The following is a 23,520-nucleotide window of genomic DNA, read 5'->3' on the forward strand; positions in this document are numbered from 1 at the left end:
AGGACCTGAATCCAGTCAATGACATGGACTGGATTCCTCAGCTTCTGAATCAGGCTTGCTTCCGCCCGGGCGCTAGGCCTGTTCTTGAGCTAGTGCTCTCCCAGGCAGATGGGGCGCCGAAGGTCAGTTTACCACAACGCGCCCGCGCTCGATGCGCAGGCTGAGCTGGCCGTTCTTCAGGGCGAGCGCCTTCTCGCCGAAGACTTCGCGGCGCCAGCCCTTCAGGGCCGCGACATCCGACAGCTCGTCAGAAGCGATGGCCTCCAGATCGTCGCTGGTGGCGATGATCTTCGGCGCGACGCGCTCGGCATCGGCTACGGATTTGAGCAGCACCTTGAGCAGGTCGAGCACCGCGCCATTGGTCGGCCGGCCGCGTTCGCGTTCCAGCCGGGGCAGGGTCTTGGGATCGATGGCGGCAGCGCGCTCGATCGCGGCCAGCACCTCGCCACCATTGCGGGAGCGCTCGAAGCCGTTGGGGACGGAGCGCAGCTCGGCCAGCGCCTCGACCGAGCGCGGACCGCGCTGGACGATATCCATCAGCGCGTCGTCCTTGAGCACGCGCTGGCGCGGCACGTCGCGGGTCTGCGCCTCGCGCTCACGCCAAGCCGCGACTTCCATCAGTATCGGCAATTCGCGCGGCTTGCGGACGCGGCCCTTGAGGCGCAGCCAGGCGTTCTCCGGCTTGACCTCATAAGTGGCAGGCGAGCTCAGCACGGCCATTTCCTCGGCGACCCAGCCCTCGCGGCCGGAGGCGTCGAGGTCCTCCTTCAGCGCCAGGTAGATCTGGCGCAGATGGGTGACGTCCGATTCGGCATAGGAGAGCTGGGCGTCGGTCAGCGGCCGGCGTGACCAGTCGGTGAAGCGCGAGGACTTGTCGATGCGCGCCTTGGCGAGATCGTTGGCGAGCTGCTCGTAGCCGACCGAGTCGCCGTAGCCACAGACCATGGCGGCGACCTGGGTGTCGAAGAGCGGTGTCGGCAGCACGCGGCCGAGCAGCCAGACGATCTCCAGATCCTGGCGGGCGGCATGGAAGACCTTGACCACCGCCTCGTTGGTCATCAGTGCGAAGAAGGGAGCGAGATCGATGCCCTGCGCCAGCGGATCGACGAGCACGGCCTCGTCGGGCGAGGCGAGCTGGATCAGGCAGAGCTTGGGATAATAGGTCGTCTCGCGCAGGAACTCGGTGTCGACCGTGACAAAGGGGTGGGTCGCAAGACGTTCGCAGGCGGCGGCGAGCTCGGCGGTGTCGGAGATCAGGTGCATGATCTTCGGCTCTTAGCAGACACAGGGGGCCGATGTCGCGGCCGTTCTTGACATTTCGGGCGCGCGCGTGTGGTTAGCCCCGAGCTGTGCGCTGGCCCCTCCGGCCGGCTCCCGACGCATTTCCGAAAGACCGACCCCGTGACTCTGCATCGCTACCGTTCCCACACCTGCGGCGCGCTCCGTGACAGCGACATCGGCCAGAATGTCCGCCTCTCCGGCTGGTGCCACCGCATCCGCGACCATGGCGGCGTGCTCTTCATCGACCTGCGCGACCATTACGGCATGACGCAGGTCGTGGTGGACCCGGATTCGCCGGCCTTCGCCGATGCCGAAACGTTGCGCTCGGAATGGGTCGTGCGCATCGACGGCAGGGTCAAGGCGCGTCTCGCCGGCACCGAGAACGCCAACCTGCCGACCGGTGCTGTCGAGGTCTTCGCGACCGGCATCGAGGTTCTGGGTCCCTCGGCCGAATTGCCGCTGCCGGTATTCGGCGATCTCGAATACCCCGAGGACACCCGCCTGAAGTACCGCTTCCTCGACCTGCGTCGCGAGAAGCTGCACAACAACATCATGCTGCGCACCAAGGTCATCGACTCGATGCGCCAACGGATGAAGGCGGCCGGCTTCTCCGAATTCCAGACGCCGATCCTGACCGCCTCCTCGCCGGAAGGCGCGCGCGACTTTCTGGTGCCGAGCCGCCTCCATGCCGGCAAGTTCTACGCGCTGCCGCAGGCGCCGCAGCAGTACAAGCAGCTCCTGATGATGGCGGGCTTCGACCGCTACTTCCAGATCGCGCCCTGCTTCCGCGACGAGGATCCGCGCGCCGACCGCCTGCCGGGTGAGTTCTACCAGCTCGACGTCGAGATGAGCTTCGTCGAGCAGGAGGACGTGTTCGCGACGATGGAGCCGGTGATCACCGGCGTCTTCGAGGAGTTCGCCGAAGGCAAGAAAGTCGCGCGCAACTGGCCGCGCATTCCCTATGCCGAAGCGATGGCGAAATACGGTTCCGACAAGCCGGACCTGCGCAACCCGATCGAGATGCAGGACGTTTCCGAGCATTTCCGAGGCTCGGGCTTCAAGGTCTTCGCGCGGATCCTCGAAGGCGACAAGAACCGCGTCTGGGCCATTCCGGCGCCGAACGGCGGCAGCCGGGCTTTCTGCGACCGGATGAACTCCTGGGCGCAAGGGGAAGGCCAGCCCGGCCTCGGCTATCTGATCGTCAAGGAGGACGGCGAAGGGCAGGGGCCGATCGCCAACAACATCGGGCCGGAGCGCGTCGCTGCGATCGTCAGGCAGATGGGGCTGAAGGGCGGCGATGCCTGCTTCTTCGTCGCGGGCGACCCCGACAAGTTCGTGAAGTTCGCCGGCTCGGCCCGCAACAAAGTGGGCCAGGAGCTCGGGCTGATCGACGAGAACGCCTTCGCCTTCGCCTGGATCGTCGACTTCCCGATGTTCGAGTACAACGAGGACGAGAAGAAGATCGATTTCTCGCATAACCCCTTCTCGATGCCGCAGGGTGGCTTGAAGGCGCTGACCGAGGAGGATCCGCTCTCGCTCAAAGCGTTCCAGTACGACATCGCCTGCAACGGCTTCGAGCTGGCCTCCGGCGGCATCCGCAACCACCGCCCCGAGGCGATGGTGAAGGCCTTCGAGATCGCCGGCTATGGCGAGGAGACGGTGATCGAGCGCTTCGGCGGCATGTATCGCGCGTTCCAGTACGGCGCGCCGCCGCATGGCGGCATGGCGGCCGGCGTCGACCGCATCATCATGCTGCTGGCGGGGGCGACGAACCTGCGCGAGGTCGCGCTGTTCCCGATGAACCAGCAGGCCGTCGACCTGCTGATGGGGGCACCGGCCGAGGCGACGCCGAAGCAGCTGCGCGAGGCGCATCTGCGCGTCAACATGCCCGAAAAGAACGGCTGACGACCATGCCTCTGCTGCCTGCCGGGCGAGCCTTGCCGCTCGCCTGTCTCTTCGCGCTGTCGCTTGGCGCCTGCGTTGCCGGCCAGGCTGACACCAGCTCGGGCCGCGCTTCGGCGCTCGCGACGACGATCTCGCGGGCGAGCGCCTGCAAGGCCGGCTCGCCGCAGCGCGGGACGCTGGAGCGCTTTCTCGCGACCGAGACGGCGCGTGGCGCGAGCGCGGAGCAGATCGCCGCGGCGCGCTCGGCCTATGTCTCGGTTTCCGAGGCCGAAATGATCAATCAGGCCGCGCAACCGCAAGCCTGCACGGCCGAGGAGCGTGCGGCGCTGAAGGAGCGCATGGCCCGGATCAGGGCCGGGCAGTTCGAGCAGCTCTGATACGGCGGCGCCGGGCCCATGCTTCCGAAACCGCTTCTCGGCTGCCTGCTTCTGCTCGGCCTCGCCGCCTGCACGACGGCCGGCCCCGTTCCGGGCACCGTCGAATACGCTGCCGCGACTCTCTCGCGCGGATATGATTGCGGTCTGCGCGTCGACCGCGGCCGCATCATCGCGCGCCTCGGAAAGCAGGAACGAGCAAGCTTCCTCGCGGTCAACGCCAGCTACGCCGTGAAGTCGTACAAGGCGCCGCATGCCTGCGGGAGCCTCGAGCGCGAGCGGGTGCAGGGCGAGCTCGCGGCCTTGTCGCGCTGAATTTGCTTGATTCCGGCCGGTCTGCATGGCCAGAAGGCCGCGATGCCCGCCGCCGCGATCACCGCCATCGTCGTCAGCTACGACAGCGCTGAAGTCCTGCCCGCCTGCCTCGATGCGCTGGCAGGGGAGAGCGTACCGGCCATCGTCGTCGACAATGCCAGCGGCGACGACAGCCGGGCCATCGCGGCGAAACGGGGAGCGCGGGTTATCGCCAATGCCCGCAACGAGGGTTACGGCCGCGCCAACAACCTTGGCGTCGCGGCAGCGGACACGCCTTATGTGCTGATCGTCAATCCCGATCTGGAGCTGAAGCCGGGCGCTGCTGCGGCCTTGCTGGAAGCGGCGGAGCGCTATCCCGATGCCGGGATGCTGGCGCCACGCATCGTCGAGCCATCGGGACGTGTCTTCCTACAGCCGCGCTCGCTGCTCTCGCCTGGTCATCTCAACCGCAGCGGCGCGATGGCGGTGCCAGGGGGCGACGCCTGCCTGCCTTTCCTGTCCGGTGCCTGCCTGCTGGTCCGGCGGGAGCTGTTTCTGGCGCTCGGTGGCTTCGATCCGGCGATCTTCCTGTTCTACGAGGATGACGATCTCTGCCGTCGCATGCGCGATGCCGGCCATGCGCTTGTCCATGTCCATGGCGCGGAGGCGCGGCATGGACGCGGGAAGTCCAGCGCTCCGTCGCCGCAGCGGCGCTTCAAGGCTCGCTGGCACCTCGCATGGTCGGAGCGCTACATCGCCCGCAAATACGGCTTGCCGCAGCCGAAGCCGGTGCGGACGCTGGAAAACCTCGGCAAGGCATTGGGGTACGGGCTCCTCCTCAAGCGCGAGAAGATGTTCGCCCACGCGGGTTCCGCTGCTGGCGCGCGCGCCTGGGCACGCGGCGAGACGGCGCTGGTGCATGAGGGGCTCGCGGAACTGCCGTGATCGGCGGGTAGTGGCGAGACCGGCTACCGTGTTTTCGCGACGGCGCCGATGAAGTCGTGGATCCGGTCGCTGAGCAGGAGCGGCAGCAGCGCATCGATCTGTGGCTTCGGCAGGTTCCACCAGCGTGTCGCGAGGAGCGCGGCGATCGTCGCCTCGTCGAAACGCAGGCGCACCACCCGGGCCGGATTGCCGGCGACGATGGCATAGGGCGGCACGTCGCGCGTCACCACGGCGCGCGCGGCGACCGCGGCGCCATGGCCGATCGTGACGCCGGACAGGACCATGCATTGCGAGCCGAGCCAGACATCATGCCCGATGACCACATCGCCGCGTGTCGTGTCATGGCCTGTAAGGCCGGCGGCATCGGGCCAGATCCGGGGCATGGCCGGGAACGGATAGCTCGTCGTCCAGTCGAGCCGATGGTTGCCGCCGAGCAGGATCTCGACTCCGTCGGCGATCGAACCATAGCGGCCGATGACGAGCCTCGCTCCGCTCTCGGGAAAGCGCACCTTCGGCCGCCCATAGGTATAGGGGCCGACCACGATCTGGCCCGGCCGCCGGGCGACGAGATGCGCCAGATGCAGCCGGGTCTGGTTGTCGCGGTTGAAGCGCTTGCGCAGCAGGCCGCGTGCGGTCTGCGGCAAGCCGGCCCACCAGGCCTGCAACGCGGATGGGCGCCAGTCGCGATCCTCGGCCGCGACGGCGTCCATAGCTTTGCCCGGCGACGTGTGGCTCACGCGCGCCGGTTCCCGCTGCGACTGGGCATGCCTCGGCTCACTGAGCCTCTGCCTTGACGTCGATCTTGTCGAAGATCTCGGTCGGCTGGCTGATGGTCAGCACATCGGCAAGTCCGAGGCCCGTCGGCGATTTCGCCGACGCGTCGATGGTTAGCGTGCCGGGTTTGGCGACGAAGCGCGAGGCGGCGGAGGCCAGCGTCTTCGCCGCTTCCGAGGGGCCGAGTATGGCGGCCAGGCCAACGCTGGCGACCATAGTGAACTGCTGGCGCACCTCCTCGACCTTGCGCTTGGTCTTGCGCGCCTGGTTCTCGATCAGCTTCTCGACGAGGCCGAAATTCTGCAGCTTGACCTGCAGGTTGCGGGCGGTCGCGCCGAGCGCCGCGACCTGGGCGAGCGCGAGGTCGCTCGAGAACAGGTCCTGCGTGACGTTGCCAAGGGTGCCCTTGGCATCGAGCTGGACGAGGCCGGCGCTGCCGAGCGAGAGCGTGCGGATGGCAAGCTCGTTCTTGGCGGCTTCCCAGGCGAGGTCGAGCTTCGCCGAGAGGTCGAGCTTGTCGATGCCCATGGCGAGCATGTCCTTCAGCGCCGGATTGTCGCCGGTGTCGACCACCGGAGTGACCAGCTTGTCGATGGTCAGGCCCAGGCTCGTCGGGATGCCGTTCAGCGGCTCGCCGCCCTTGAGCTCGAAGGTGCCGAGCGCGATCTTGATCGGCTGCTTGCCCGGAATGATCGGCGGCGCGTCGACCGACAGGCCGGTCAGGCGCATGGTCCCGAGCTTCGGGATGAAGCGGCGGTAGTCGATCTGCTCCAGATCCTGATCCGGGCTTGCGAGCATGGCCCGCAATTCACGCAGGGAATTGGTGAACGAGAAGCCGGAATAGCTGATCGAATCGACCCGGCCCTTGCCGGGGCCGGTGGCGAACGCCATGCCCTCGATCGCGAAGCCCGATTTGTCGGGGGCGTTCTCGCCGAAGGCGATGCGGTCGATGGTCCACTCGACCGGATCCTTCGCCTTGGCGCCCTCGGTCGCCGGTGGGCGAATGACGGCCTTGAAATCGCGGGCCTCGCCGCTGCCATAGTCGAACATGTCGAACAGGGTCAGCATCGACAGGGCGAAGCCCTTTTCAAGCTCGCTCTTGCCGTCGCTCTTGTCCGCCGTCTTGTCATCGGCCTTCTTCTCGAGCTCCTCGGAGGCCTTTCCAACCTTGTCGAGGAGATCGAGCAGCGGCTCGGGACCGACCTTCGCCGCGAAACCGCGCGCCGTGGTCTTGCCGATCGACATCTTGCCGGCCTTGCCCATGTCGAGGTCGTAGCCGTCCTGCTCGAAGCTGCCGATCACCGGCACATAGGGCTCGTTCGCGTCGGCCGTGGTCTTTTCGGTGAGGACGCGGGCCGACTGCTTCAGGTCGAGCATGTCGAAGGCCGTGCGCTTCAGCGTTCCCTTGATCGGGCCGGTCGCCCCGCCCGTCGCCTCGATGCCGGCGCTGGCCGATTCGCCGTGCCCGATCTTGCCGTCGCGGATATCGGTGAAGCGGATGTCGCGGTAGGTGGTGGTCTGCTTCTGCTCGCCGAAGGCCTGCTCCATGGTGAGCTCGGGCGCGCTGATCTCGGTCGCGGTCAGCTTGCCGATCCGCGCCGCCGCTGGTTCGTTCGCACCCTTGGCGAACAGCGCGAGAAAGGCGTCCTTCTCCAGATTCGAGCCTTTGACGGCGACCTTCGGGATCGTGATGACGAGGCGCCCGAGGTCGAGCTTGACGTTGTCGACCTGGAAATCGGCGGCCCCGGCAGGGGCGGAAAGAGCGATGAATACAGCCGCGAGAGCCGTGCTCCCGAGTTGCGTTGGCCGGCGAAGGCGCGCAGCGGTCATGAAAATCTCCTGTTCAATGCCGGGCGAAACTGCCGCAACCGGACGGCGAAAGAAAGTCACCCATCGCCGGGGCGCGTCATAGGAGCGGATGATCGTGACGGAAATCTTGACCTGATGCGGCAGAAGGCCGCTTTCTGCCGAAGATTCGCCATGGCCGCCTTCTAGGGCGGAACCGGGCGATGATCGCCAGGGAGTCGAGAAGCGATGCACGCCGTCCGCACCACCTTTGCCGCCATCGCGCTTTTCCTCGTTGCGCTCGCCCCCGCAGGGGCCTGGGCGCAGGCCCAGTCCGCCGGAGCGGAAGCCGCGGGTCTCGAGGCGCTGACGATCGTCAGCGGCGGCACCCGCCACGCCTTCCATGTCGAGGTGATGCGTACGCCGGATCAACGCGCCAAGGGGCTGATGTACCGCAACTATCTGCCACCGGACCGGGGCATGCTGTTTGACTTCGGCGCAAGCGAGCCGGTGGCGATGTGGATGCAGAATACCTATATCCCGCTGGATATGCTGTTCATCCGGGCCGACGGCACAATCGCGCGCATCGCGGAGAACACCGAGCCGCTCTCGACGCGGACGATTCCCTCGGGCGAGCCGGTGCTTTCGGTGCTGGAGATCAACGGCGGCGTCAGCAAGCAGCTCGGTATCAAGGCGGGCGACAAGGTGGAGCACAAGCTGTTCAAACGCTGAGCGGTTGACTGGCATCGTCCGAGACGAAGTCGCAAGAGCGGCTTTGGCTTGCGGTTCGAGGCCATGGCGTGATAGCGAACCGCAACGTTTCGAGTGCCGTCGGGGTATAGCGCAGCCCGGTAGCGCATCTGCTTTGGGAGCAGAGGGTCCCAGGTTCGAATCCTGGTGCCCCGACCACTGGAAACGTCAGCCGCGGCCCGGTTTTGGGTCGCACGAGATTTGGTGACGGCAGAGCGCTTCCATGACCGCACGCATCTATCGCCCCGCCCGCACGGCCATGCAGTCCGGCACGGCCAAGACCGAGCGCTGGCTGCTGGAATACGAGCCGGAGGCCCCGCGCCAGATCGAGCCGCTGATGGGCTGGACCTCGTCCTCCGACATGAAGAGCCAGCTCAAGCTCTGGTTCGACAGCGAGGCCGAGGCGGTCGCCTATGCGACGCGCAACGGCATTCCCTATCGCGTCGAGCAGCCGCATGATCCCAAGCGCCGCTCGATCTCCTATTCCGACAATTTCAAGTTCTCCCGCGTCGGTCAGTGGACGCATTGACGTCGACCGGCGAGGAACGTTTTCGCTTTCGGGCCCGTAGCTCAGTTGGATAGAGCAGCAGCCTTCTAAGCTGCTGGTCGCAGGTTCGAATCCTGCCGGGCTCGCCATCGCCTCATCGGATAATCTCGCCCGTTCAGGGCGAAGACGAGAGCACGGAATCATTCAACGGCCGAACCGGCATCTGCCAGGATGGTCGACCGAGCGCCAATTCTCCCGAACTATCGCTGGGGTTCGCCATGACCGTGCAGCCCGTGCTTCGCTCCGAGATCACCTGTCCCCATTGCGGTCACCGCAAGGTCGAGGACATGCCGACCGACGCCTGCCAGTTCTTCTATGCATGCGAGGGGTGTCAGGCCCTGCTGCGGCCGAAGCCGGGCGATTGCTGCGTCTTCTGCTCCTACGGCTCGGCGCCATGCCCGCCGATCCAGCTTGAGCGGCAGGGCAGTGGCGGCGGGTGCTGCTGCCACTGATCTGCGCCGGGGCGCCGTCAAAAACAGACGGCTTCGACCGCGCTCCGCTGACCATGTCGCCCGAACGCAGTTTCGCTTCAGCCAGGAGCGCTTTGGTCTCGGGCAATCAACGCAACTGCGGTCGCTGCGGGCAGAACTGGACGACATTCGAGCGAGCGCAGGTATTTTGAACCTTGGCGAGATCGACGAGTGCTCCTTCGATCGCCTTGCGCAGATGGTCGTCCGCCGACGTTCGTCCGGTCAGGCAGAAAAACGCACTCAACAGGAGAACGGTGCACTCGTCGTAATTAGAGACGGGACGTCCTCGATCACCCTTTGACGACATGATGGCCCCATGCGGTACAAACTGTTTCAAATCGGGCCGGCATAGGCGTAGCAGGCGATAGGGAAGCGATTTCGAGGCCAACCGTCGTCCTGTATTCGGGTGATCCCTCCGGCGATCCTCATGCGAGCCCGGTGCGAGGCTCTCGCCGTTCCCCGCAACCTGTCGGCGCGCCGTGTGGGCCTGCCTTGCTGGTGCCCGAAAGGCGCTTCATCGGGAGCCGCTCTTCGGCTAGACCGGCTCTCTCGGCACAAGCGCGGCCCGCGTCGCGAGGATGGATGATGTTTTCGCTCACGCCCGCGATCGACCGGCTCAGCGCCTTCGTCTCGGCCAGCCATGCGCGCGCCTGCGCCTTCCTGCTGCTGCTCTCGTTCGCGGCCTTCCTGCCCGGTTTCAGCACGTTGCAGCCGATCGACCGAGACGAGCCGCGCTTCGCCCAGGCCAGCAAGCAGATGCTGGAGACCGGCGATTTCGTCGATATTCGGTTCCAGGACGAGGCGCGCCACAAGAAGCCAGTCGGCATCTACTGGCTGCAGGCTGCGGCGGTGAAGGCCGGCGCGGCGCTCGGTGTTTCGGAGCCGCACACGCAGATCTGGCTCTACCGCATCCCCTCGCTGATCGGCGCGACCGCGACTGTGCTGCTGGCCTATTGGGCGCTGCTCGCCTTCCTCTCGCCGCCGTTGGCGCTTCTGGGCGCTGCGCTGATGGCAACCGCGGTGCTGCTCGGCGTCGAGGCGCGCATCGCCAAGACCGATGCCGTGCTCGCGGCCTGTGCCGTCGCCAGCATGGGCGCGCTCGCCCGCACCTGGCTGGACTGGACGCGCTCGCTCGCCTTCGTGCCGAGCCGGCGCAACTGGCTGGTGTTCTGGGGTGCGACCGCTCTCGGCCTGCTGATCAAGGGGCCGATCGTGCCGATGGTCTGGGGCCTCGCCATCCTCGTGCTGAGCGCGAGCCAGCGCTCGTTCCGCTGGCTGAAGCCGCTGCGTTTCGGGCCGGGGCTGCTCATCTGCCTGATCGTCGCGCTGCCCTGGTTCGTCGCGATCATGATCAAGACCGGCGGCAGCTTCTTCGCTGAGAGCGTCGGACAGGACATGCTCGGCAAGGTCGCTGAGGGACAGGAAAAGCATTGGGGACCGCCGGGGCTCTATCTTCTCTTCTTCTTCGCGACCTACTGGCCGGCGGCTGCCTTCGCCGCGATGGCGGTGCCCTTCGCCTGGGTCCGCCGCAAGGAGCCGCAGATCCTGTTCCTGATCGCCTGGATTCTGCCCTCCTGGATCGTCTTCGAAGCCGTGCCGACCAAGCTGCCGCATTACGTGCTGCCGCTTTATCCGGCCATTACGGCGCTGCTGCTGCTGGCGGTGGTCAATGGCGGCATCAACCGCCACCGACGCGGCGCGGTGGCGACGGCGACGCTGGTGGTCACGGTGCCGCTCGCGCTGATGGCCGTCGTCCTGTTCGGCAACTGGACATTGGACCACGCCGTTCCGTGGCTCGCGCTGCCGTTCTTCGCGCTGGTGCTGGCCGTGGGGGTCAGCATCGTCGCGGCTTTCCGGCGGCTCGATTTCGAGGGCGCGCTCTGGCGCTGTGTGCTCGTGGGCTTGCTCCTGACGGTCGCGATGTATCCTTTCGCGATCGAGAGTCTACGCTCGCTCAAGCTTTCGCCGCGCCTCGCCGAGGCGGCAAAGGCCGCGGGCTGCGCAGACCCGGCCGTCATCACGCTGGGCTATCGCGAGCCGAGTCTCGTCTTCCTCACCGGCACAGATCTCGCCATGGCGGCGGATGGTGCGCAGGCGGCGGCCTTTCTGGGTCAGCCCGGCTGCCGGGTCGCCTTCGTCGAGAGCAGGTTCTCCGGCGAGTTCGAGGCAGCGGTTTCCGCGCTGCCGCAGAAGCCGCGCCTGCTGACGACGATCAACGGGTTCAACCTCAATGGCGGACGCAGGCTCGCGATCGCCGTCTTTGCCAAGGCGCCGGGCTGAGGCCGCTTCCTTGTGCAAAAGTGGTTCCGACACCGGCATATCTTGCGCAGACCGTTTTGTGCTCTGTCGGCCGCAATCTGGCGATCTAAGCCTTTTGGAGAGCAGCGGATCCTTCCGAAAAGTGGTTCCCACTTTTCCGTCCGATGCGTTAGAGCAATGCCAGCCGTTTTCCGGATGAAGCCGTTTTGACCGAAATCCTTTCCCCCCAGCCCTTGCTCAGCGTCGTCGTGCCGGTGCGCAACGAGCAGGGCAACATCGCGCCGCTCGTCGCCGATATCGAGAAGGCCTGCGCGACGATCGGCGCCTTTGAAGTCGTCTATGTCAATGACGGCTCGACGGACGGCACGGCCGCAGCGCTGGCCGAACTCGCGGCGGCCAAGCCCTGGTTGCGCATCGTCACTCACGCCCGGTCCTGCGGGCAGAGCGCGGCGGTGCGCAGCGGCGTGCGTCATGCCCGCGCGGCCATCGTCGCGACGCTCGACGGCGACGGCCAGAACGACCCCGCCTTCCTGCCGAGCATGGTCGAGGCGCTCCAGAAAGCCGGGCTCGAGACCGGACTGGTGCAGGGACAGCGCGTCGGCCGCAAGGATACCGGCTTCAAGAAATTGCAGTCGCGCATCGCCAACACGGTGCGCGTGAAGGTGCTGAAGGACGGCACGCGCGACACCGGCTGCGGGCTGAAATGCTTCCGGCGCGAGGCCTATCTGGCGCTCCCCTATTTCGATGCGCTGCACCGCTTCATGCCGGCGCTGATGGTGCGCGAAGGCTACAAGGTGGCGCATGTCGACGTGCGCGACAGGCCACGACTGACCGGCGTCTCGAATTACGGCTTCTTCGACCGGCTCTGGGTCGGCATCCTCGATCTCGCCGGGGTATGGTGGCTGATCCGTCGGCGCAAGCGCGTGCCGCAGATCGTTTCGGAGACGCCCTGATGCTGATCGATCTCCAGCACAAGGTCGGTGGCTATTTCCACGACGTCTTCGTCAACAACATCGACTGGTGGGTGCTGCTGGGCGTCGTGGCGCAGGGGCTCTTCACCATGCGCTTCGTCGTGCAGTGGTGGGCGAGCGAGAAGGCCAAGCGCTCGGTCGTGCCGATGACCTTCTGGTGGTTTTCGATCGGCGGCGGGGCGCTGCTGTTGCTCTACGCGCTCTATCGGCGCGACCCGGTTTTCATCCTTGGGCAGGGTTTCGGCGTCTTCGTCTACGTCCGCAACCTGCAATTCGTGCTGCGGGCCAAGGCGCGGGGCGAAAACACCGACTCCGGGCCGGGCTAGAGCACCGGCACTGAGATCGATCATCGCGATAGCGTCCGAATGGGCGCGCGATGATCTAGGCGGCGTCAGCCATTCGATTGGGGTGCGCCTTCGGCCGCCGCGCCCTGAGAAGGCTGGACGGGAGCGGCGGCGCCCGGCGGCTGCGGCTTGCGCATCGGCGCCGAATAGGCCGGATAGCGTTCGCGATAAGCCTTGAGGAAATCCGAGACCGTGTCGGCGCTGGCGGCGGCGCGTGCCAATTCGCGGATGTCTGAGGCCTTGGAACGGTTCGCGCCGGTGACGAAGGCGAAGGTGCGGGCGTCGAGGCTCTGCGCCATCTTCTGCGCGAATTTGCTGCGTAAGCGGTCGAGCGAGAGCGCTTCGTTCGCCATCACATAGGAAATGCCGGCGCGCATCACGTCGGCGCGCCGACCGTCGCTGAGCGGGCTATCGCCGCGCCAGCTCTCATCGAGAATGCGTTCATAGGCTTCGCCGGCCTCGCGCCAGCGCCGGCCGGTCCAGTAGATGTCGGCACGCAGACGGTCGACCTCGGCGCCACGCTCGCCTTCCAGCATCTCCAGCGCCTGATCGGTGCGCGACAGGTCGGAGAGAGCCTTGGTCTCCAGCAGAAGCCGCGCGCGCCGGACATCCGCCGGGAGCTCGACGAGGCGGGTGGCATTGAGGGCGCGCACGGCATCGGCCGGCTTGCCGTTCATCAGGTCGATCATGGCGAGGCGGGCCGCGACGGTCGAGCGCGCGGCACCGGTCAGGCGCCGATCCATCTGGTATTTCAGGATCTCGGCCGCCTGGTCGAGCAGGTCGAGCTCCACCAGCCGGTCGGCGAGCAGGCGGGTGATCTCGTCGCCGCGCCGGCCGATCGGCAGGAACTCCTTGAAATCGTAGAATAGCGCGAGCGCATCGATACGCGGCAGCTTGTCGGCGCCGCCATCCGCGAACAGTTCGGCGAAGCGCTGGGCTGTCTCATCATGCATGCGCCGGGTCAGTGGATCGTCCGGGAAATTCTCGTTCGCCCGGCGCGCGACGAGGAAGGCGTCACGCCAGCGCTGCTGGTCGGTGTAGAGCCGGTTGAGTTCGGCCAGGGACTCGATCTCGACCCGGCCACCACGCCAGATCACCGAGACGGTCTCGAGCCGGGCAATCGCCTCGTCGCTCTTCAGGTCACTGCGTTTGTCGGTATCGGCGAGCTTGACCGCGCGCAGCTGCGCTTCGGCGGCAACCGGGCGGCTCTTCGCGTCGAACAGCGGGCGGTATCCCTGCATCGCCGGATCGGCCCGGCCGCTGGCGTCGTCAAGCATGGCCTGCAACAGCGCGAGCTTCTCCTGGTCGAAGCTGTCGCGCGGCATGTCGGCGAGCGCCTGCACCTGCCGCTCGGCCATGCCCATGTCCTGCGTCGCAAGGGCGGCGCGCACCATCGCTTCGCGGAATTCGCCCTGGAGATCGGCGGGATAGCGCTCCAGCAGGGGCTCGCCGCGGCGGAACCCGGAGAGAGCCTGGGCATTGCGGTCGAGCCGCTGCTCGACCAAGGCGCGCCAGAGGCCGGCTTCGGCATCGACCTTGATCGGTGCGGCTTCGAAGGCGGTCAGCGCTTCGGCGTTGCGGTGCAGCTGCGCGGCCGCGACGCCCTTGAGGAACAGCGCCTCGCGGTTCGCCCGCATCGCGGCATCGTCGGCCATCAGCGTGCCCAGAGGGCCGAGCGCTTCGACGGAGAGAGCGTTGGCGACATAGAAGCGGGCGAGCGCCAGCCGCGCCTCCGATTTATGCGCGCGCGAGGCGCCAGCGACCTCCTGCATCAGGGCGCGGGATTGGTCGCGCTGCGAGCCGAGGCGCAGGCTGGCCCAACGCTCGGGGTCGAGCAGCGGCGGCGCCGGCGCCGCACCGGCCTCCGCCGTGGATTTGGCTTCTGCCGGCCCGGCCAGGTCGAGCGAGACGGTCAGGCCTCCAGCGCGGCCGATGCGGACTTCGTTGGTGCCGGCGCGGGCGACGACGTCGTCGGAACGCGGCTGGATGGCAAGGCCCTGCGCCGTCGGCAGCAGGCCGAACTCGACGAACTGATAGGGCTTCGGCGTCAGTCGCGTCGGGCCGAGCGTGGTGGCGACGGCGATCGGAAGGCCGGCTGGCCCGGCCTCCAGCCAGTGCACGCCGGTGAGGCCGGGCATCGGCACGGCGACGATGGTCTGGCCGCGCTCGTCGACGCCGCGGCGGGGCTCGATCGCCGCGGCGGAGCCGCCACCGGTATCGCCGAGATCGAGCGACCAGCTATTGCCATCGGCGAAGAAGCGGGCAAGCGGCTGGCCGGCGAGGCGCAGCCTGACGAGAGTGACCTTGCCCTCGCGCGAAACCGCGCTCTCCTCGACCTGCTTCGGCAGGAGCTTTGCGAGATCGGCGGGGTCGATGGTGTCGCGGGTGTCGAAGGCCAGCGTCATCGTGCCGGCATCGAGGAAAGCGGCGGCGCCGGTCGGCCGGGGAAAGCGGAAATCGATGCGCTTTTCGGCTGCAGCGACGACGACCTTGGCAGGGTCCGGTTCCGGCGCCGGCGGCGTCACGGCGGCCGGGGGCGGCGTGGGCGTGGCCGATTTGGCTTCGGGCGCCGGGGCTTGGCTGGCGGCAGGCTGCACCGCCGGCGTGGGAGCCGAAGTCGGCTCGGCGGGGCTGGCTGAGGGGGGAGTTGCGACCTCCGATGGCTTGGCCAGTTCTGCAAGCGAGAGGGCGTTGGGCTTGGCCGGCTTGAGCAGGTCGACGACCAGCCCTGTCTCGTCGTCGAAGCTGCGCGCCTGCCAGTCCTTCGGCAGCGAGAGCGTCAGGCTGAGTGCGTCCTTGCCCGCGTCGAGTGCGGCGAGGCCGATGCCTGTGGGGAGGGCGGCACGAATGGCGCCTTCATCGGCGTTCATTGCCCGGTCGAAGCGCAGCTTCAGCTTGCCCTCGGAAAGATCGGTGGCAAGCGCTGTGCCGGAAGGCGCCTTGAAGATCAGGCGCTCCAGCGTCGGCAGGCTTGCAGTCCGCATCGAGAGCAGGGCCGGCGGGGCCTGGGGCTGGCGCATTGCTTCCGCCGCGCGGGCCTCGGCTAGGCGCAGGCGCTCGGTGAGTTCGGCAATCACTTCCGGCGGCGGGCCGGGCAGGAGGCCCTTCCAATCCTGAGGCAGCAGGTCGATGAAGGCCTTGTCGCCGGCCTCGATCAGATTGGCCTTGTAGGTTTGCGTCAGCGCGAAGCGCATGCCGCGGCCATCCGGATCGACGCGGGCGATCGAGACATAGTTCGGTAATTCACGCGCGATCTTCGCGACATCGACCGTCACGGGATCGCCGAAGGCGACGATCAACACGCCATTGGCGACACGCACGCGCGTCTGTGTCGGCTGGTCGAACGCAAGCGAGAGGCGGCCGAAGCCGGCTGACATCGCCTCGCCGCGCAGGGTCGCGCTGGCTGCGAGCGCATGACTGTCCAGGCCGGCCGCGAGGGCAAGCGCGGTCAGCCCGATACCGAAAGCGAGGGAACGCGACAGACGCAAAACCGGAGACTCGACCCAACGCAACAGGCTGGACTCGCATCCCGAGAGATGCGCCGGCCTGCTCGCAGGCTAGCGCATCAAGCATAATGGCTGCTTAACGCGGCCCCTCGCTTTTCCGGCCGTCAGTGCCGCTTGCAGTCGTCCCGGAACCGCTTCCTTGCTTTGCCGTGGAGGCCTTTCTGATCGGCCTGTGCCGAGCACTCTTTCGATTTGGCTGCCTTATCGGCCGCGCTCATCGTGGTCTTCTTGCCGGTGTCGGGCTGGGCCGGCGCGGTCACTGCGGGCTTTGCGGTCGAGGGGGCGGGAGCGGTGGTCTGTGCGAAGCCGGAGCTCGCCGTCATCGCGAGGGCGGCGAGCGGGAACAGGTAGCGGGCCAGGTTCATGGGGTTCGTCCGTGGAGAGCCCGGATGATCGGTTCCTGGCAGTCGCCGGGCCGGCTGTCGGATGACCGGACTTCGCGCCTGGTGGGTTGAACCGCCCCTGAACGAATCTTGACCGCCATGTGGCGAAACCGCCGTTCTCAATTCTGACGGATATCGCGATGCGAAAAGTTTCGCCGCAAGCTCGTTCGGGCTTCAGCGCGAAGCGGGCGCGATCGCCGGCAGTTCGTTGCCGGGCAGGGGGGCCTCGGCCGCGACGCGATCCGGCATTGGGCCTCGCCCGCTCGTAGCCAGCGCGATGGTCAGCTTTTCCGCTCGCTCGGGGGACATGGCGGCAAGCACTTCCGACATCTTGCGCGGGTTCATCTGCTGAACGACTGGAACGAGGACATCGAGATTCAGCCTGTCGAAGACGCGCGCGGCGTCCTTCGGCTTCATCGCCTCGTACATGATGACCAGGCTCTTGATAGCCTTGGACTCCTCGGCCGCGGCCTTCGCGGCCGGGCTCGCCTTCTCTTCGAGGGCCTTGAGGTCTCCGACGCGGCCGTCGAGCTTCTTCTCGGCAGTGTCGAGCAGCCGCTCGCGCATCTCCAGCTCGCGCATGCGGCCGTCAAGTTCCTCGCGGCGCTCGCCGAGACGTTCCAGGATCGCCTTCTCGGCAGGCGAGACGGGCGGGGCCGTGCCGTTCATGACGCCGGCCTTGTTGTTGGGGTTATTGGCCATGCGGGCTGCAGCCGCCTCGGCTTCCGCCTTCTCACGCTCCGCTTTGGGATTGGGCGCGGGAACCGAACCCGTCGTCTCGGGGTCGACCATGTCCGGCGCGTGGGCGCGGGCGATGACCTTGGCCAGTCCCCAGATTTCAGGCTCGGATTTGGCCTGGACAGCAGTGGCGAAAACCGGGGCGCTGGCAGGCACCGTGCCCGGATAGGGCTCCGCCGTCCAGGCAAGCAGCTTCAGCGCCAGGAGACCCATGGCGCCGAGGATGACTGCCGGCAGGAGGCGGGGACGCTCGATCACGCAGCCTGTTCCTCAAGGCGGCGGGCGGCGCGAGCGCGGATCGCAGCGGCTGATTGCGCGGCGCTTTCGAGCAGGGAGAGCGGCGCCGGCTGCGGCGCCGCAGCCGGCCGGGCTTCCGCCACGGGCTTGGCGACGAGGGCGGCGGCCGAGACGATCTGGCCGATGCGCTCCATCACGGCCTGCCCGGCTTCGACCTGGGCGGCGAGGTCGGCGGCGTAGCGCTCGGCGGTGCGCAGGCGCTCTTCCAGCGTGCGGTCGCAGTCGCCCAGCGTGTTCTTGAGGCCGGCGATGGCGCGCTCGGCATTGTCGGTGGCGGTGACCAGCGCGCCGACGGTCTGGCGCATGCCGGCCTCGTCCGCCTTCAGCCGCTCGATGCGCTTGGCCAGGACGTAGCAGGTGATGATGGTCGCGACGAGCAGGCTGGCGACAAGGGCATCGGCGATGAGGGTGATCGTCATGTCTGTCCTGCTCAGTTGGTGGCGCCAAGATGGCTGGCCAGGCTGTCGAATGCGGCGAGCGTGGTCTTGGAACGCCGCAGCGGGCTCACGACCTGCACCGCAATCTTGCCGTCGACCCGGCCGATGCGGCCCTCGGTGACGATGAAGTCGCCGCAGCGCAGCGACACGGTCGAATCGGGGCGTGCGTCGAACATCAGCGTGTCGCCGATCTCGAGCTTCATCACGCGCTTCAGCGGCATCCGCGTCTCGTGCAGCACGCAGGTGACGTCGACGCCGGCCTGCCAGACCTCGGTGGCGAGGTGGTTCTCCCAGATCGGATCGCGCCCGAGCTTCTCACCCATGAAGCTTTCGAGCAGCAATTCGCGGATCGGCTCGATGGTCGCATAGGGCAGGAGGATGTGCAGCGAGCCGCCGCGGCCTTCCATGTCGAACTTCAGTTCGACACGGATCGCCGCGTTGGCGGGGCGCGAGATCGAGACGAAGCGCGGGTTCGATTCGACCCGGTCGATGTTGAAGGTCACCGGCGAGAGCGGCTTGAAGGCGGCCTGCGCGTCGCTCAGCACGAGCTCGATGACGCGACGGACCATCCGGATCTCGATGGAGGTGAAGGGCCGGCCGTCGATGCGCGGAGCAGGCTGGCCGCGCTTGCCGCCGAACATGGTGTCGAGCACCGAGTAGATCAGCGAGGATTCGATGGTGATGAGGCCGAAATTGTCCCATTCCTCGGCCTTGAAGACCGAGAGCATCGCCGGCTGCGAGATCGAATTGACGTAGTCGCCGAAACGGACGGAGCGAATGCTCTCCAGCGTTACCTCGACATTATCGGTGAAGAAGTTGCGCAGGCTGGTCGAGAGCAGGCGCACCAGACGCTCGAAGATGATCTCGAGCATCGGCAGGCGTTCATAGGCGACCGAGCCGGAATCGACGATCGCCTGGATGCCGTTGCGGGAGGCGCTGTCCTCGCTGCTGGAGAAACCGAGCATCGTGTCGATTTCGTCCTGCGACATCAGGCGGTCGGTACCGCCTTCCTGCTCGCCGTCTTCCTCGATGACCGCGGGCATCGCAGCCCATTCCGCTGCCATGGTCTCGGGCGTCGGCTGCTCGTCGCGGGGCTTGTCCGGATTGTCGAGGCTCATCGGGACGTTGTCACTTCTTCTCGGGCGTCGGGGCGGCGGCGCTCATTGCACCAGCAGTTCCTTGAACAGCACGGCATCGACCTTCGCCGGGTAGACCGTCATGTTGACGCGGCGCAGCAGCTCTTCCTTCAACCGATACATGCCGGCCGAGCCTTCGAGATCGGAGGGGCGCAACTCGCGCATGAAGACCTGAAAGGCGTCCTCGACGCGGGGCAGCAGCGGCTTGACCTCTTCCGAGACCTTCGGATCGCCGATCTCGAGCACGACCTTGATCTTCATGATCGGCTGGCGGTCCTGCTGGCCGCCATTCGACATGCCGATCATCATGTCCTTCATCTCGAGGAAGGTGGCGGGCTTCTTGGCCTTGGCAGCCGCTTCTGCGGCCGCGACCTGCTCCGGCGAATGCCGCTTGAACAGGAACCAGTAGCCTCCACCGCCGGCCGCGAGCAAAGCGACGGTCGCGATAATGATGATGAGCTTCTTCTTGCCGCCCTTCGAGGCTTCCTCGCCGGAGGCGCCTTCGTCTTCGGTCTTGGCCTTCTTCGCCATCTTTTCGGGTCCCGGGCGGTCTGGGACGGCGTCCTGCCGGCCTCTTCCGTACCTTCTCCAGTTACGGTTAACGCGTCGTTAAGGGCGGCAGATTTTGCCGGGCCATTCTTGCCGCTGAGACGGCGCATGCCGAGCGGCTGCGGTGCGACGCTCTCATCAAAGCAATTTAAAATCAACTACTTGGTCGAATTAACCATGCTGGCATGGCGCTTGCCGGATGTCCGGCGTGGCGACTGCGCTGGGGAGCGTCGAGGTCGCCGCGGGACATGATCGGGAGTTAAGCCGTGGAGAACGCCCTTCTCATCGGCCTCTCGCGCCAGGTCGCCCTGTCGCGGGAGCTGGACGTCATCGCCAACAACATGGCGAATGTCGGCACGAGTGGATTCAAGGCGCGCAGCGCGCGCTTCAACGAATTCGTCATGCCGAAAGCCAAGGCGGAGGCCTTCAAGCCGGCCGACCAGAGGCTCTCCTACGTCATCGACAAGGGGACTCCGCTCGACCTCTCGCAGGGGCCGACCGAGTTTACCGGCAACCCGCTCGACGTCGCGCTGAAGGGCGACAATTTCCTCGTCGTGCAGACGTCCGCCGGAGAACGCTATACCCGCGCCGGCTCGCTGACGATCAATCGCCAGGGCCAGCTCGTCACCCAGGCCGGCCAGCCGGTGATGGGCGAGGCGGGGCCGATCTCCTTCGGCAACACCGAATTCGACATGCGCATCGCCGCCGACGGCACGGTGACGAGCGACCAGGGCACGCGCGGCAAGCTCCGGCAGGTCCGCTTCGCCGATCCGCGCACGCTGGTGAGCGAGGGCACGAACCTGTTCTCCTCGCCGACCCCGGCCCAGGCGGCTCCGGCCGGCACGCGGCTGGAGCCCGGCGCGGTCGAGCGCTCGAACGTCAAGGCCGTCACCGAACTGACGCGACTGATGGAGGTGCAGCGCGCCTACCAGAGCGTCGCCAACATGATCAGCCGCTCCGACGATCTGCGCAGCAGGGCGATTTCGCGCCTGGCTGACCAGCAGGCCTGAGCCGGAAAGGAACCATTCCCATGCGCGCCATGCAGACAGCCGCTACCGGCATGATGGCCCAGGAGATGAACGTCCAGGTCATCTCCAACAACATCGCCAACGTGCGGACCACCGGCTACAAGCGCCAGCAGATCCACTTCCAGGACCTGCTCTACGAGAATTTCCGCCGCGCCGGCTCGGCCAGCTCCGACCAGAACACCCAGGTCCCGGCCGGCACCTTCATCGGCTCGGGCGTCAAGACGGTCTCGACCGGCCGCGTCATGACGCAGGGCAATATCAGCCCGACCGAGAAGCCCTACGACCTCGCCATCCGCGGCGAGGGCTTCTTCAAGATCCGCATGCCGGACGGCCGCACCACCTATTCGCGCGACGGCTCCTTCGACCTCGATTCGCAGGGCCAGATCGTCACGCGCGACGGCTATCTGCTCGAGCCCGGCATCACCGTGCCGAACAATGCCTCGGGAGTGAACATCAATGCCCAGGGCATCGTCGAGGCGACGATCCCCGGCCAGACCGCGCCGCAGCAGCTCGGCCAGATCCAGCTGACCCGCTTCGTCAACAAGGTCGGCCTCGAATCGATCGGAGACAACCTCTTCATCGAGACGGCGGCCTCCGGCCAGCCGATCGACGGCTTCGGCGGCGGCGAAGGCTTCGGCACGCTGCAACAGAACTATCTCGAAGAGGGCAATGTCCAGGCTGTGACGGAGCTTTCCTCGCTGATCGCCGCCCAGCGCGCCTACGAGATGAACTCAAAGGTCATCACCGCCGCCGACCAGATGATGTCGGCGACGACGCAGATGTTCCGCGGTTGACGGGGAGGAAGCGCATCATGATCCGTCTGTCACTCGCCAGCTTCCTGATCGCCGCGGCCCTGTTCGATGCGGGTGCCGCATCGGCGCAGCAGGGCCGGGCGCAGGCCGTCGGGGTCGCCATGGCCTCGGCCGATCCGGCGCAGGCCGCCCCGGCCCAGCAGGCGCGCCGGCTGCGGCTGCGTCCCGAGGTCAATCTCGGCCGCGATCTCGTCACCTTCGGCGACCTCATTCCGGGGCTTTCCGGCGACCTTGCCAGCATCGCGGCCTTCCGGGCGCCGGCGCTCGGCGAAACCGGCACGATCCAGGTCAGCCGCATCGCCGAGGCGGCGCGCGGCGCCGGCATCGTCAGGGACGGCGCCGAGCTCGAGAGCACGGGTTTCTCCCAGGTGGTGGTGACGCGGGTTGCGCGGCGGATCGGCGCCAGCGAGATGGAGGCTGCGGTGAAGATCGGGCTGCAGCAGCGCTTCGGCGTCGATGTCCGCCTGTTCGCGCTGGCGATCGACGGCGGGGCGCCGACTGTGGCGATCGAGCCGGAGCTGACCGGCGAGCTGACGGTCTCCGATCTCTCCTTCGACGCCCGCAGCCGGCGCCTGCAGGCGCGCCTGGCGGTGCCGGGCAGCGCGGCCATGCGGCTGAAGCCGCTGCGGATTTCCGGTCAGATCGTCGAGACGGTCGAGGTCGTGGTGCCGAAGCGCACGATCGCGCGAGGCGATACGGTCGGCAAGGACGATGTCGTCGTCGAGCGGCGCCCCCGCGACGGGCAGGTCGGCGAGGTCATCGGCGATGCCCGCGCCGCGATCGACAAGGTCGCGCGGCGCGCGCTGCTTGCCGGCGTACCGCTGCGCAACGGCGATGTTCAGCGCGAGGAAATCATCGCCAAGGGCGAGCTCGTCACCATCGTCTACGAGGCGCCGGGGCTGCTCATCACCATGCGCGGTCGCGCCGGTGAGTCTGGCGCGATGGGCGATGTCGTCTCCGTCACCAATCCCCAGTCCAAGCGCACGCTGCAGGGCACCATCACCGGTCCCGGCCGCGTCTCGGTCAAGCCGGCCATCGGCCGCATCGCCAGCGCCCAGTGAGTATCGTCGTGGAAAGCGTCATGATCCCGAACCGCATCCTCAAGCTCTCCGGCCTCCTGCTGCTGACCGCCTCGCTCGGCGCCTGCGGCATCGGCGACCGCCTCGCCAATGTCGGGCAAGCCCCGACGCTCTCGCCCGTCGAGGACCCGACCGCGGCGAAGGGCTACAAGCCCGTCCAGATGCCGATGCCGGCGATGGAGCATGCCTCCTTCGCACCGAACTCGCTCTGGCGCACCGGCTCGCGCGCGTTCTTCAAGGATCAGCGCGCCCGCAATGTCGGAGACCTCGTCACCGTCAAGGTCAAGGTCACCGACAAGGCGCAGCTCAACAACAACACCAAGCGCAGCCGCAAGAACGGCGAGGATTTCGGCGCCGAGAACGCCTTCGGCTTCGAAAACAAGCTCGACAAGTTCCTGCCTGACGGGGCCAAAGCCTCGTCACTCCTCAAGCTCGACTCGGATGGCTCCAGCGAAGGCGCCGGCTCGATCAACCGCTCCGAGACGCTGGCGACGAACGTCGCGGCAGTCGTCACCCAGAACCTGCCGAACGGCAATCTGGTGATCGAGGGCAAGCAGGAGATCCGCGTCAATTTCGAGGTGCGCGAACTGATCGTCGCCGGCGTGATCCGGCCCGAGGACATCGAATCGGACAACACCATCGATTCGACCAAGATTGCTCAGGCGCGCATCGCCTATGGCGGTCGCGGCCAGATCACCGATGTCCAGCAGCCGCGCTACGGCCAGCAGGTGATGGACATCCTGCTGCCCTTCTGAGCCTTCGCTCTCTTCCGGAATCCGACCGGCGCGGAACGCTCCCCCTTGTCTCCGCTCCGGTTCGGCCGGCGGTTCCTCCCGAGCCGCCGACAGCCCCGGCC

At 67.1% G+C, this 23,520-nt stretch carries 23 protein-coding genes and 2 tRNA genes; 16 read left to right on the forward strand and 9 right to left on the reverse strand.

The genetic code is table 11. The features are described 5' to 3' along the window. Nucleotides 1-123: 123 nt before the first annotated feature. Nucleotides 124-1,263 (reverse strand): ribonuclease D, encoded by a 1,140-nt coding sequence (rnd, locus tag CE453_RS11640; RefSeq protein WP_089174736.1) that lies wholly within the window; start codon nucleotides 1,261-1,263, stop codon nucleotides 124-126. A gap of 144 nt (nucleotides 1,264-1,407) precedes the next feature. On the opposite strand from rnd, the gene aspS reads away from it, so the two are divergent. The 4 genes from aspS to CE453_RS11660 are packed head-to-tail and all read left to right on the forward strand — an operon-like array spanning nucleotide 1,408 to nucleotide 4,799. Continuing rightward, on the forward strand, nucleotides 1,408-3,186 hold the full coding sequence (gene aspS / locus CE453_RS11645; RefSeq protein ID WP_089177849.1) for an aspartate--tRNA ligase: 1,779 nt from the start codon (nucleotides 1,408-1,410) through the stop codon (nucleotides 3,184-3,186). Nucleotides 3,187-3,191: 5 nt separating this feature from the next. Beyond that, the gene (locus CE453_RS11650; RefSeq protein ID WP_089174737.1) at nucleotides 3,192-3,563 is read left to right on the forward strand and encodes a hypothetical protein; all 372 of its coding nucleotides are present in this window, start codon (nucleotides 3,192-3,194) and stop codon (nucleotides 3,561-3,563) included. 18 nt (nucleotides 3,564-3,581) lie between these two features. Next, on the forward strand, nucleotides 3,582-3,875 hold the full coding sequence (locus tag CE453_RS11655; protein WP_089174738.1) for a hypothetical protein: 294 nt from the start codon (nucleotides 3,582-3,584) through the stop codon (nucleotides 3,873-3,875). A 42-nt stretch (nucleotides 3,876-3,917) separates the two neighbouring features. Then, nucleotides 3,918-4,799: a glycosyltransferase family 2 protein gene (locus CE453_RS11660; protein ID WP_089177850.1), complete on the forward strand. Its 882-nt coding sequence runs from the start codon at nucleotides 3,918-3,920 to the stop codon at nucleotides 4,797-4,799. A gap of 23 nt (nucleotides 4,800-4,822) precedes the next feature. On the opposite strand, the gene CE453_RS11665 is transcribed toward CE453_RS11660, so the two are convergent. Together CE453_RS11665 and CE453_RS11670 are read right to left on the reverse strand one after the other, a co-directional pair. After that, nucleotides 4,823-5,536, reverse strand: coding sequence for a CatB-related O-acetyltransferase (locus tag CE453_RS11665; protein WP_282568781.1), 714 nt, complete (start codon nucleotides 5,534-5,536; stop codon nucleotides 4,823-4,825). 37 nt (nucleotides 5,537-5,573) lie between these two features. Beyond that, nucleotides 5,574-7,403 (reverse strand): hypothetical protein, encoded by a 1,830-nt coding sequence (locus CE453_RS11670; protein ID WP_157733000.1) that lies wholly within the window; start codon nucleotides 7,401-7,403, stop codon nucleotides 5,574-5,576. Between the two features lie 204 nt (nucleotides 7,404-7,607). Between CE453_RS11670 and CE453_RS11675 the strand changes: the two genes are divergently transcribed. The 8 genes from CE453_RS11675 to CE453_RS11710 all read left to right on the forward strand — a co-directional run bounded on the left by CE453_RS11675 (nucleotide 7,608) and on the right by CE453_RS11710 (nucleotide 12,681). Beyond that, complete coding sequence (locus CE453_RS11675; protein ID WP_089174741.1) at nucleotides 7,608-8,090, forward strand: DUF192 domain-containing protein; 483 nt, start codon at nucleotides 7,608-7,610, stop codon at nucleotides 8,088-8,090. A 100-nt stretch (nucleotides 8,091-8,190) separates the two neighbouring features. Beyond that, nucleotides 8,191-8,267: transfer RNA gene (locus CE453_RS11680), tRNA-Pro, on the forward strand. A 64-nt stretch (nucleotides 8,268-8,331) separates the two neighbouring features. Continuing rightward, nucleotides 8,332-8,637 (forward strand): ETC complex I subunit, encoded by a 306-nt coding sequence (locus tag CE453_RS11685; RefSeq protein ID WP_089174742.1) that lies wholly within the window; start codon nucleotides 8,332-8,334, stop codon nucleotides 8,635-8,637. Between the two features lie 30 nt (nucleotides 8,638-8,667). After that, nucleotides 8,668-8,744, forward strand: a tRNA-Arg gene (locus tag CE453_RS11690). A 129-nt stretch (nucleotides 8,745-8,873) separates the two neighbouring features. After that, nucleotides 8,874-9,107 carry a GDCCVxC domain-containing (seleno)protein gene (locus tag CE453_RS11695; protein ID WP_089174743.1) on the forward strand — a complete coding sequence of 78 codons (234 nt, stop codon included), beginning with the start codon at nucleotides 8,874-8,876 and terminating at the stop codon, nucleotides 9,105-9,107. 600 nt (nucleotides 9,108-9,707) lie between these two features. Beyond that, a complete protein-coding gene (locus CE453_RS11700) occupies nucleotides 9,708-11,405 on the forward strand; it encodes an ArnT family glycosyltransferase (RefSeq protein ID WP_089174744.1) in 1,698 nt (565 codons plus the stop codon). A 194-nt stretch (nucleotides 11,406-11,599) separates the two neighbouring features. Next, complete coding sequence (locus CE453_RS11705) at nucleotides 11,600-12,337, forward strand: glycosyltransferase family 2 protein (RefSeq protein WP_089177851.1); 738 nt, start codon at nucleotides 11,600-11,602, stop codon at nucleotides 12,335-12,337. Then, nucleotides 12,337-12,681, forward strand: coding sequence for a lipid-A-disaccharide synthase N-terminal domain-containing protein (locus tag CE453_RS11710; protein ID WP_089174745.1), 345 nt, complete (start codon nucleotides 12,337-12,339; stop codon nucleotides 12,679-12,681). The genes CE453_RS11705 and CE453_RS11710 overlap by 1 nt, the downstream gene beginning before the upstream one ends. A gap of 65 nt (nucleotides 12,682-12,746) precedes the next feature. Here the strand turns inward: CE453_RS11710 and CE453_RS11715 are convergent, their stop codons facing one another. The 6 genes from CE453_RS11715 to fliL form a co-directional block, all read right to left on the reverse strand. Continuing rightward, nucleotides 12,747-16,187, reverse strand: a complete 3,441-nt coding sequence (locus CE453_RS11715) for a hypothetical protein (protein ID WP_089174746.1) — start codon at nucleotides 16,185-16,187, stop codon at nucleotides 12,747-12,749. Between the two features lie 122 nt (nucleotides 16,188-16,309). Then, nucleotides 16,310-16,570: a PsiF family protein gene (locus CE453_RS11720; protein WP_089174747.1), complete on the reverse strand. Its 261-nt coding sequence runs from the start codon at nucleotides 16,568-16,570 to the stop codon at nucleotides 16,310-16,312. A gap of 192 nt (nucleotides 16,571-16,762) precedes the next feature. Beyond that, a complete protein-coding gene (locus CE453_RS11725; protein WP_157733001.1) occupies nucleotides 16,763-17,584 on the reverse strand; it encodes a MotE family protein in 822 nt (273 codons plus the stop codon). Continuing rightward, nucleotides 17,581-18,042: a DUF6468 domain-containing protein gene (locus CE453_RS11730; RefSeq protein WP_089174748.1), complete on the reverse strand. Its 462-nt coding sequence runs from the start codon at nucleotides 18,040-18,042 to the stop codon at nucleotides 17,581-17,583. The genes CE453_RS11725 and CE453_RS11730 overlap by 4 nt, the downstream gene beginning before the upstream one ends. An 11-nt stretch (nucleotides 18,043-18,053) precedes the next feature. Next, nucleotides 18,054-19,178, reverse strand: coding sequence for a flagellar motor switch protein FliM (gene fliM, locus CE453_RS11735; protein ID WP_089174749.1), 1,125 nt, complete (start codon nucleotides 19,176-19,178; stop codon nucleotides 18,054-18,056). A 42-nt stretch (nucleotides 19,179-19,220) separates the two neighbouring features. Next, a complete protein-coding gene (gene fliL, locus CE453_RS11740; RefSeq protein ID WP_089174750.1) occupies nucleotides 19,221-19,727 on the reverse strand; it encodes a flagellar basal body-associated protein FliL in 507 nt (168 codons plus the stop codon). 284 nt (nucleotides 19,728-20,011) lie between these two features. Here fliL and flgF point away from each other — a divergent pair, with 284 nt between their 5' ends. Genes flgF through flgH form a run of 4 tightly spaced genes read left to right on the forward strand, consistent with a single transcriptional unit; the run spans nucleotide 20,012 to nucleotide 23,419 of the window. Next, on the forward strand, nucleotides 20,012-20,755 hold the full coding sequence (gene flgF / locus CE453_RS11745) for a flagellar basal-body rod protein FlgF (RefSeq protein ID WP_089174751.1): 744 nt from the start codon (nucleotides 20,012-20,014) through the stop codon (nucleotides 20,753-20,755). A 20-nt stretch (nucleotides 20,756-20,775) separates the two neighbouring features. Then, nucleotides 20,776-21,567, forward strand: coding sequence for a flagellar basal-body rod protein FlgG (gene flgG, locus CE453_RS11750; RefSeq protein WP_089174752.1), 792 nt, complete (start codon nucleotides 20,776-20,778; stop codon nucleotides 21,565-21,567). Nucleotides 21,568-21,584: 17 nt separating this feature from the next. Beyond that, complete coding sequence (gene flgA, locus CE453_RS11755; RefSeq protein WP_089174753.1) at nucleotides 21,585-22,646, forward strand: flagellar basal body P-ring formation chaperone FlgA; 1,062 nt, start codon at nucleotides 21,585-21,587, stop codon at nucleotides 22,644-22,646. A 20-nt stretch (nucleotides 22,647-22,666) separates the two neighbouring features. Next, nucleotides 22,667-23,419 carry a flagellar basal body L-ring protein FlgH gene (flgH, locus tag CE453_RS11760; RefSeq protein WP_089174754.1) on the forward strand — a complete coding sequence of 251 codons (753 nt, stop codon included), beginning with the start codon at nucleotides 22,667-22,669 and terminating at the stop codon, nucleotides 23,417-23,419. Nucleotides 23,420-23,520 lie beyond the last annotated feature (101 nt).

Source organism: Bosea sp. AS-1 (assembly GCF_002220095.1).
Lineage (GTDB): Bacteria > Pseudomonadota > Alphaproteobacteria > Rhizobiales > Beijerinckiaceae > Allobosea.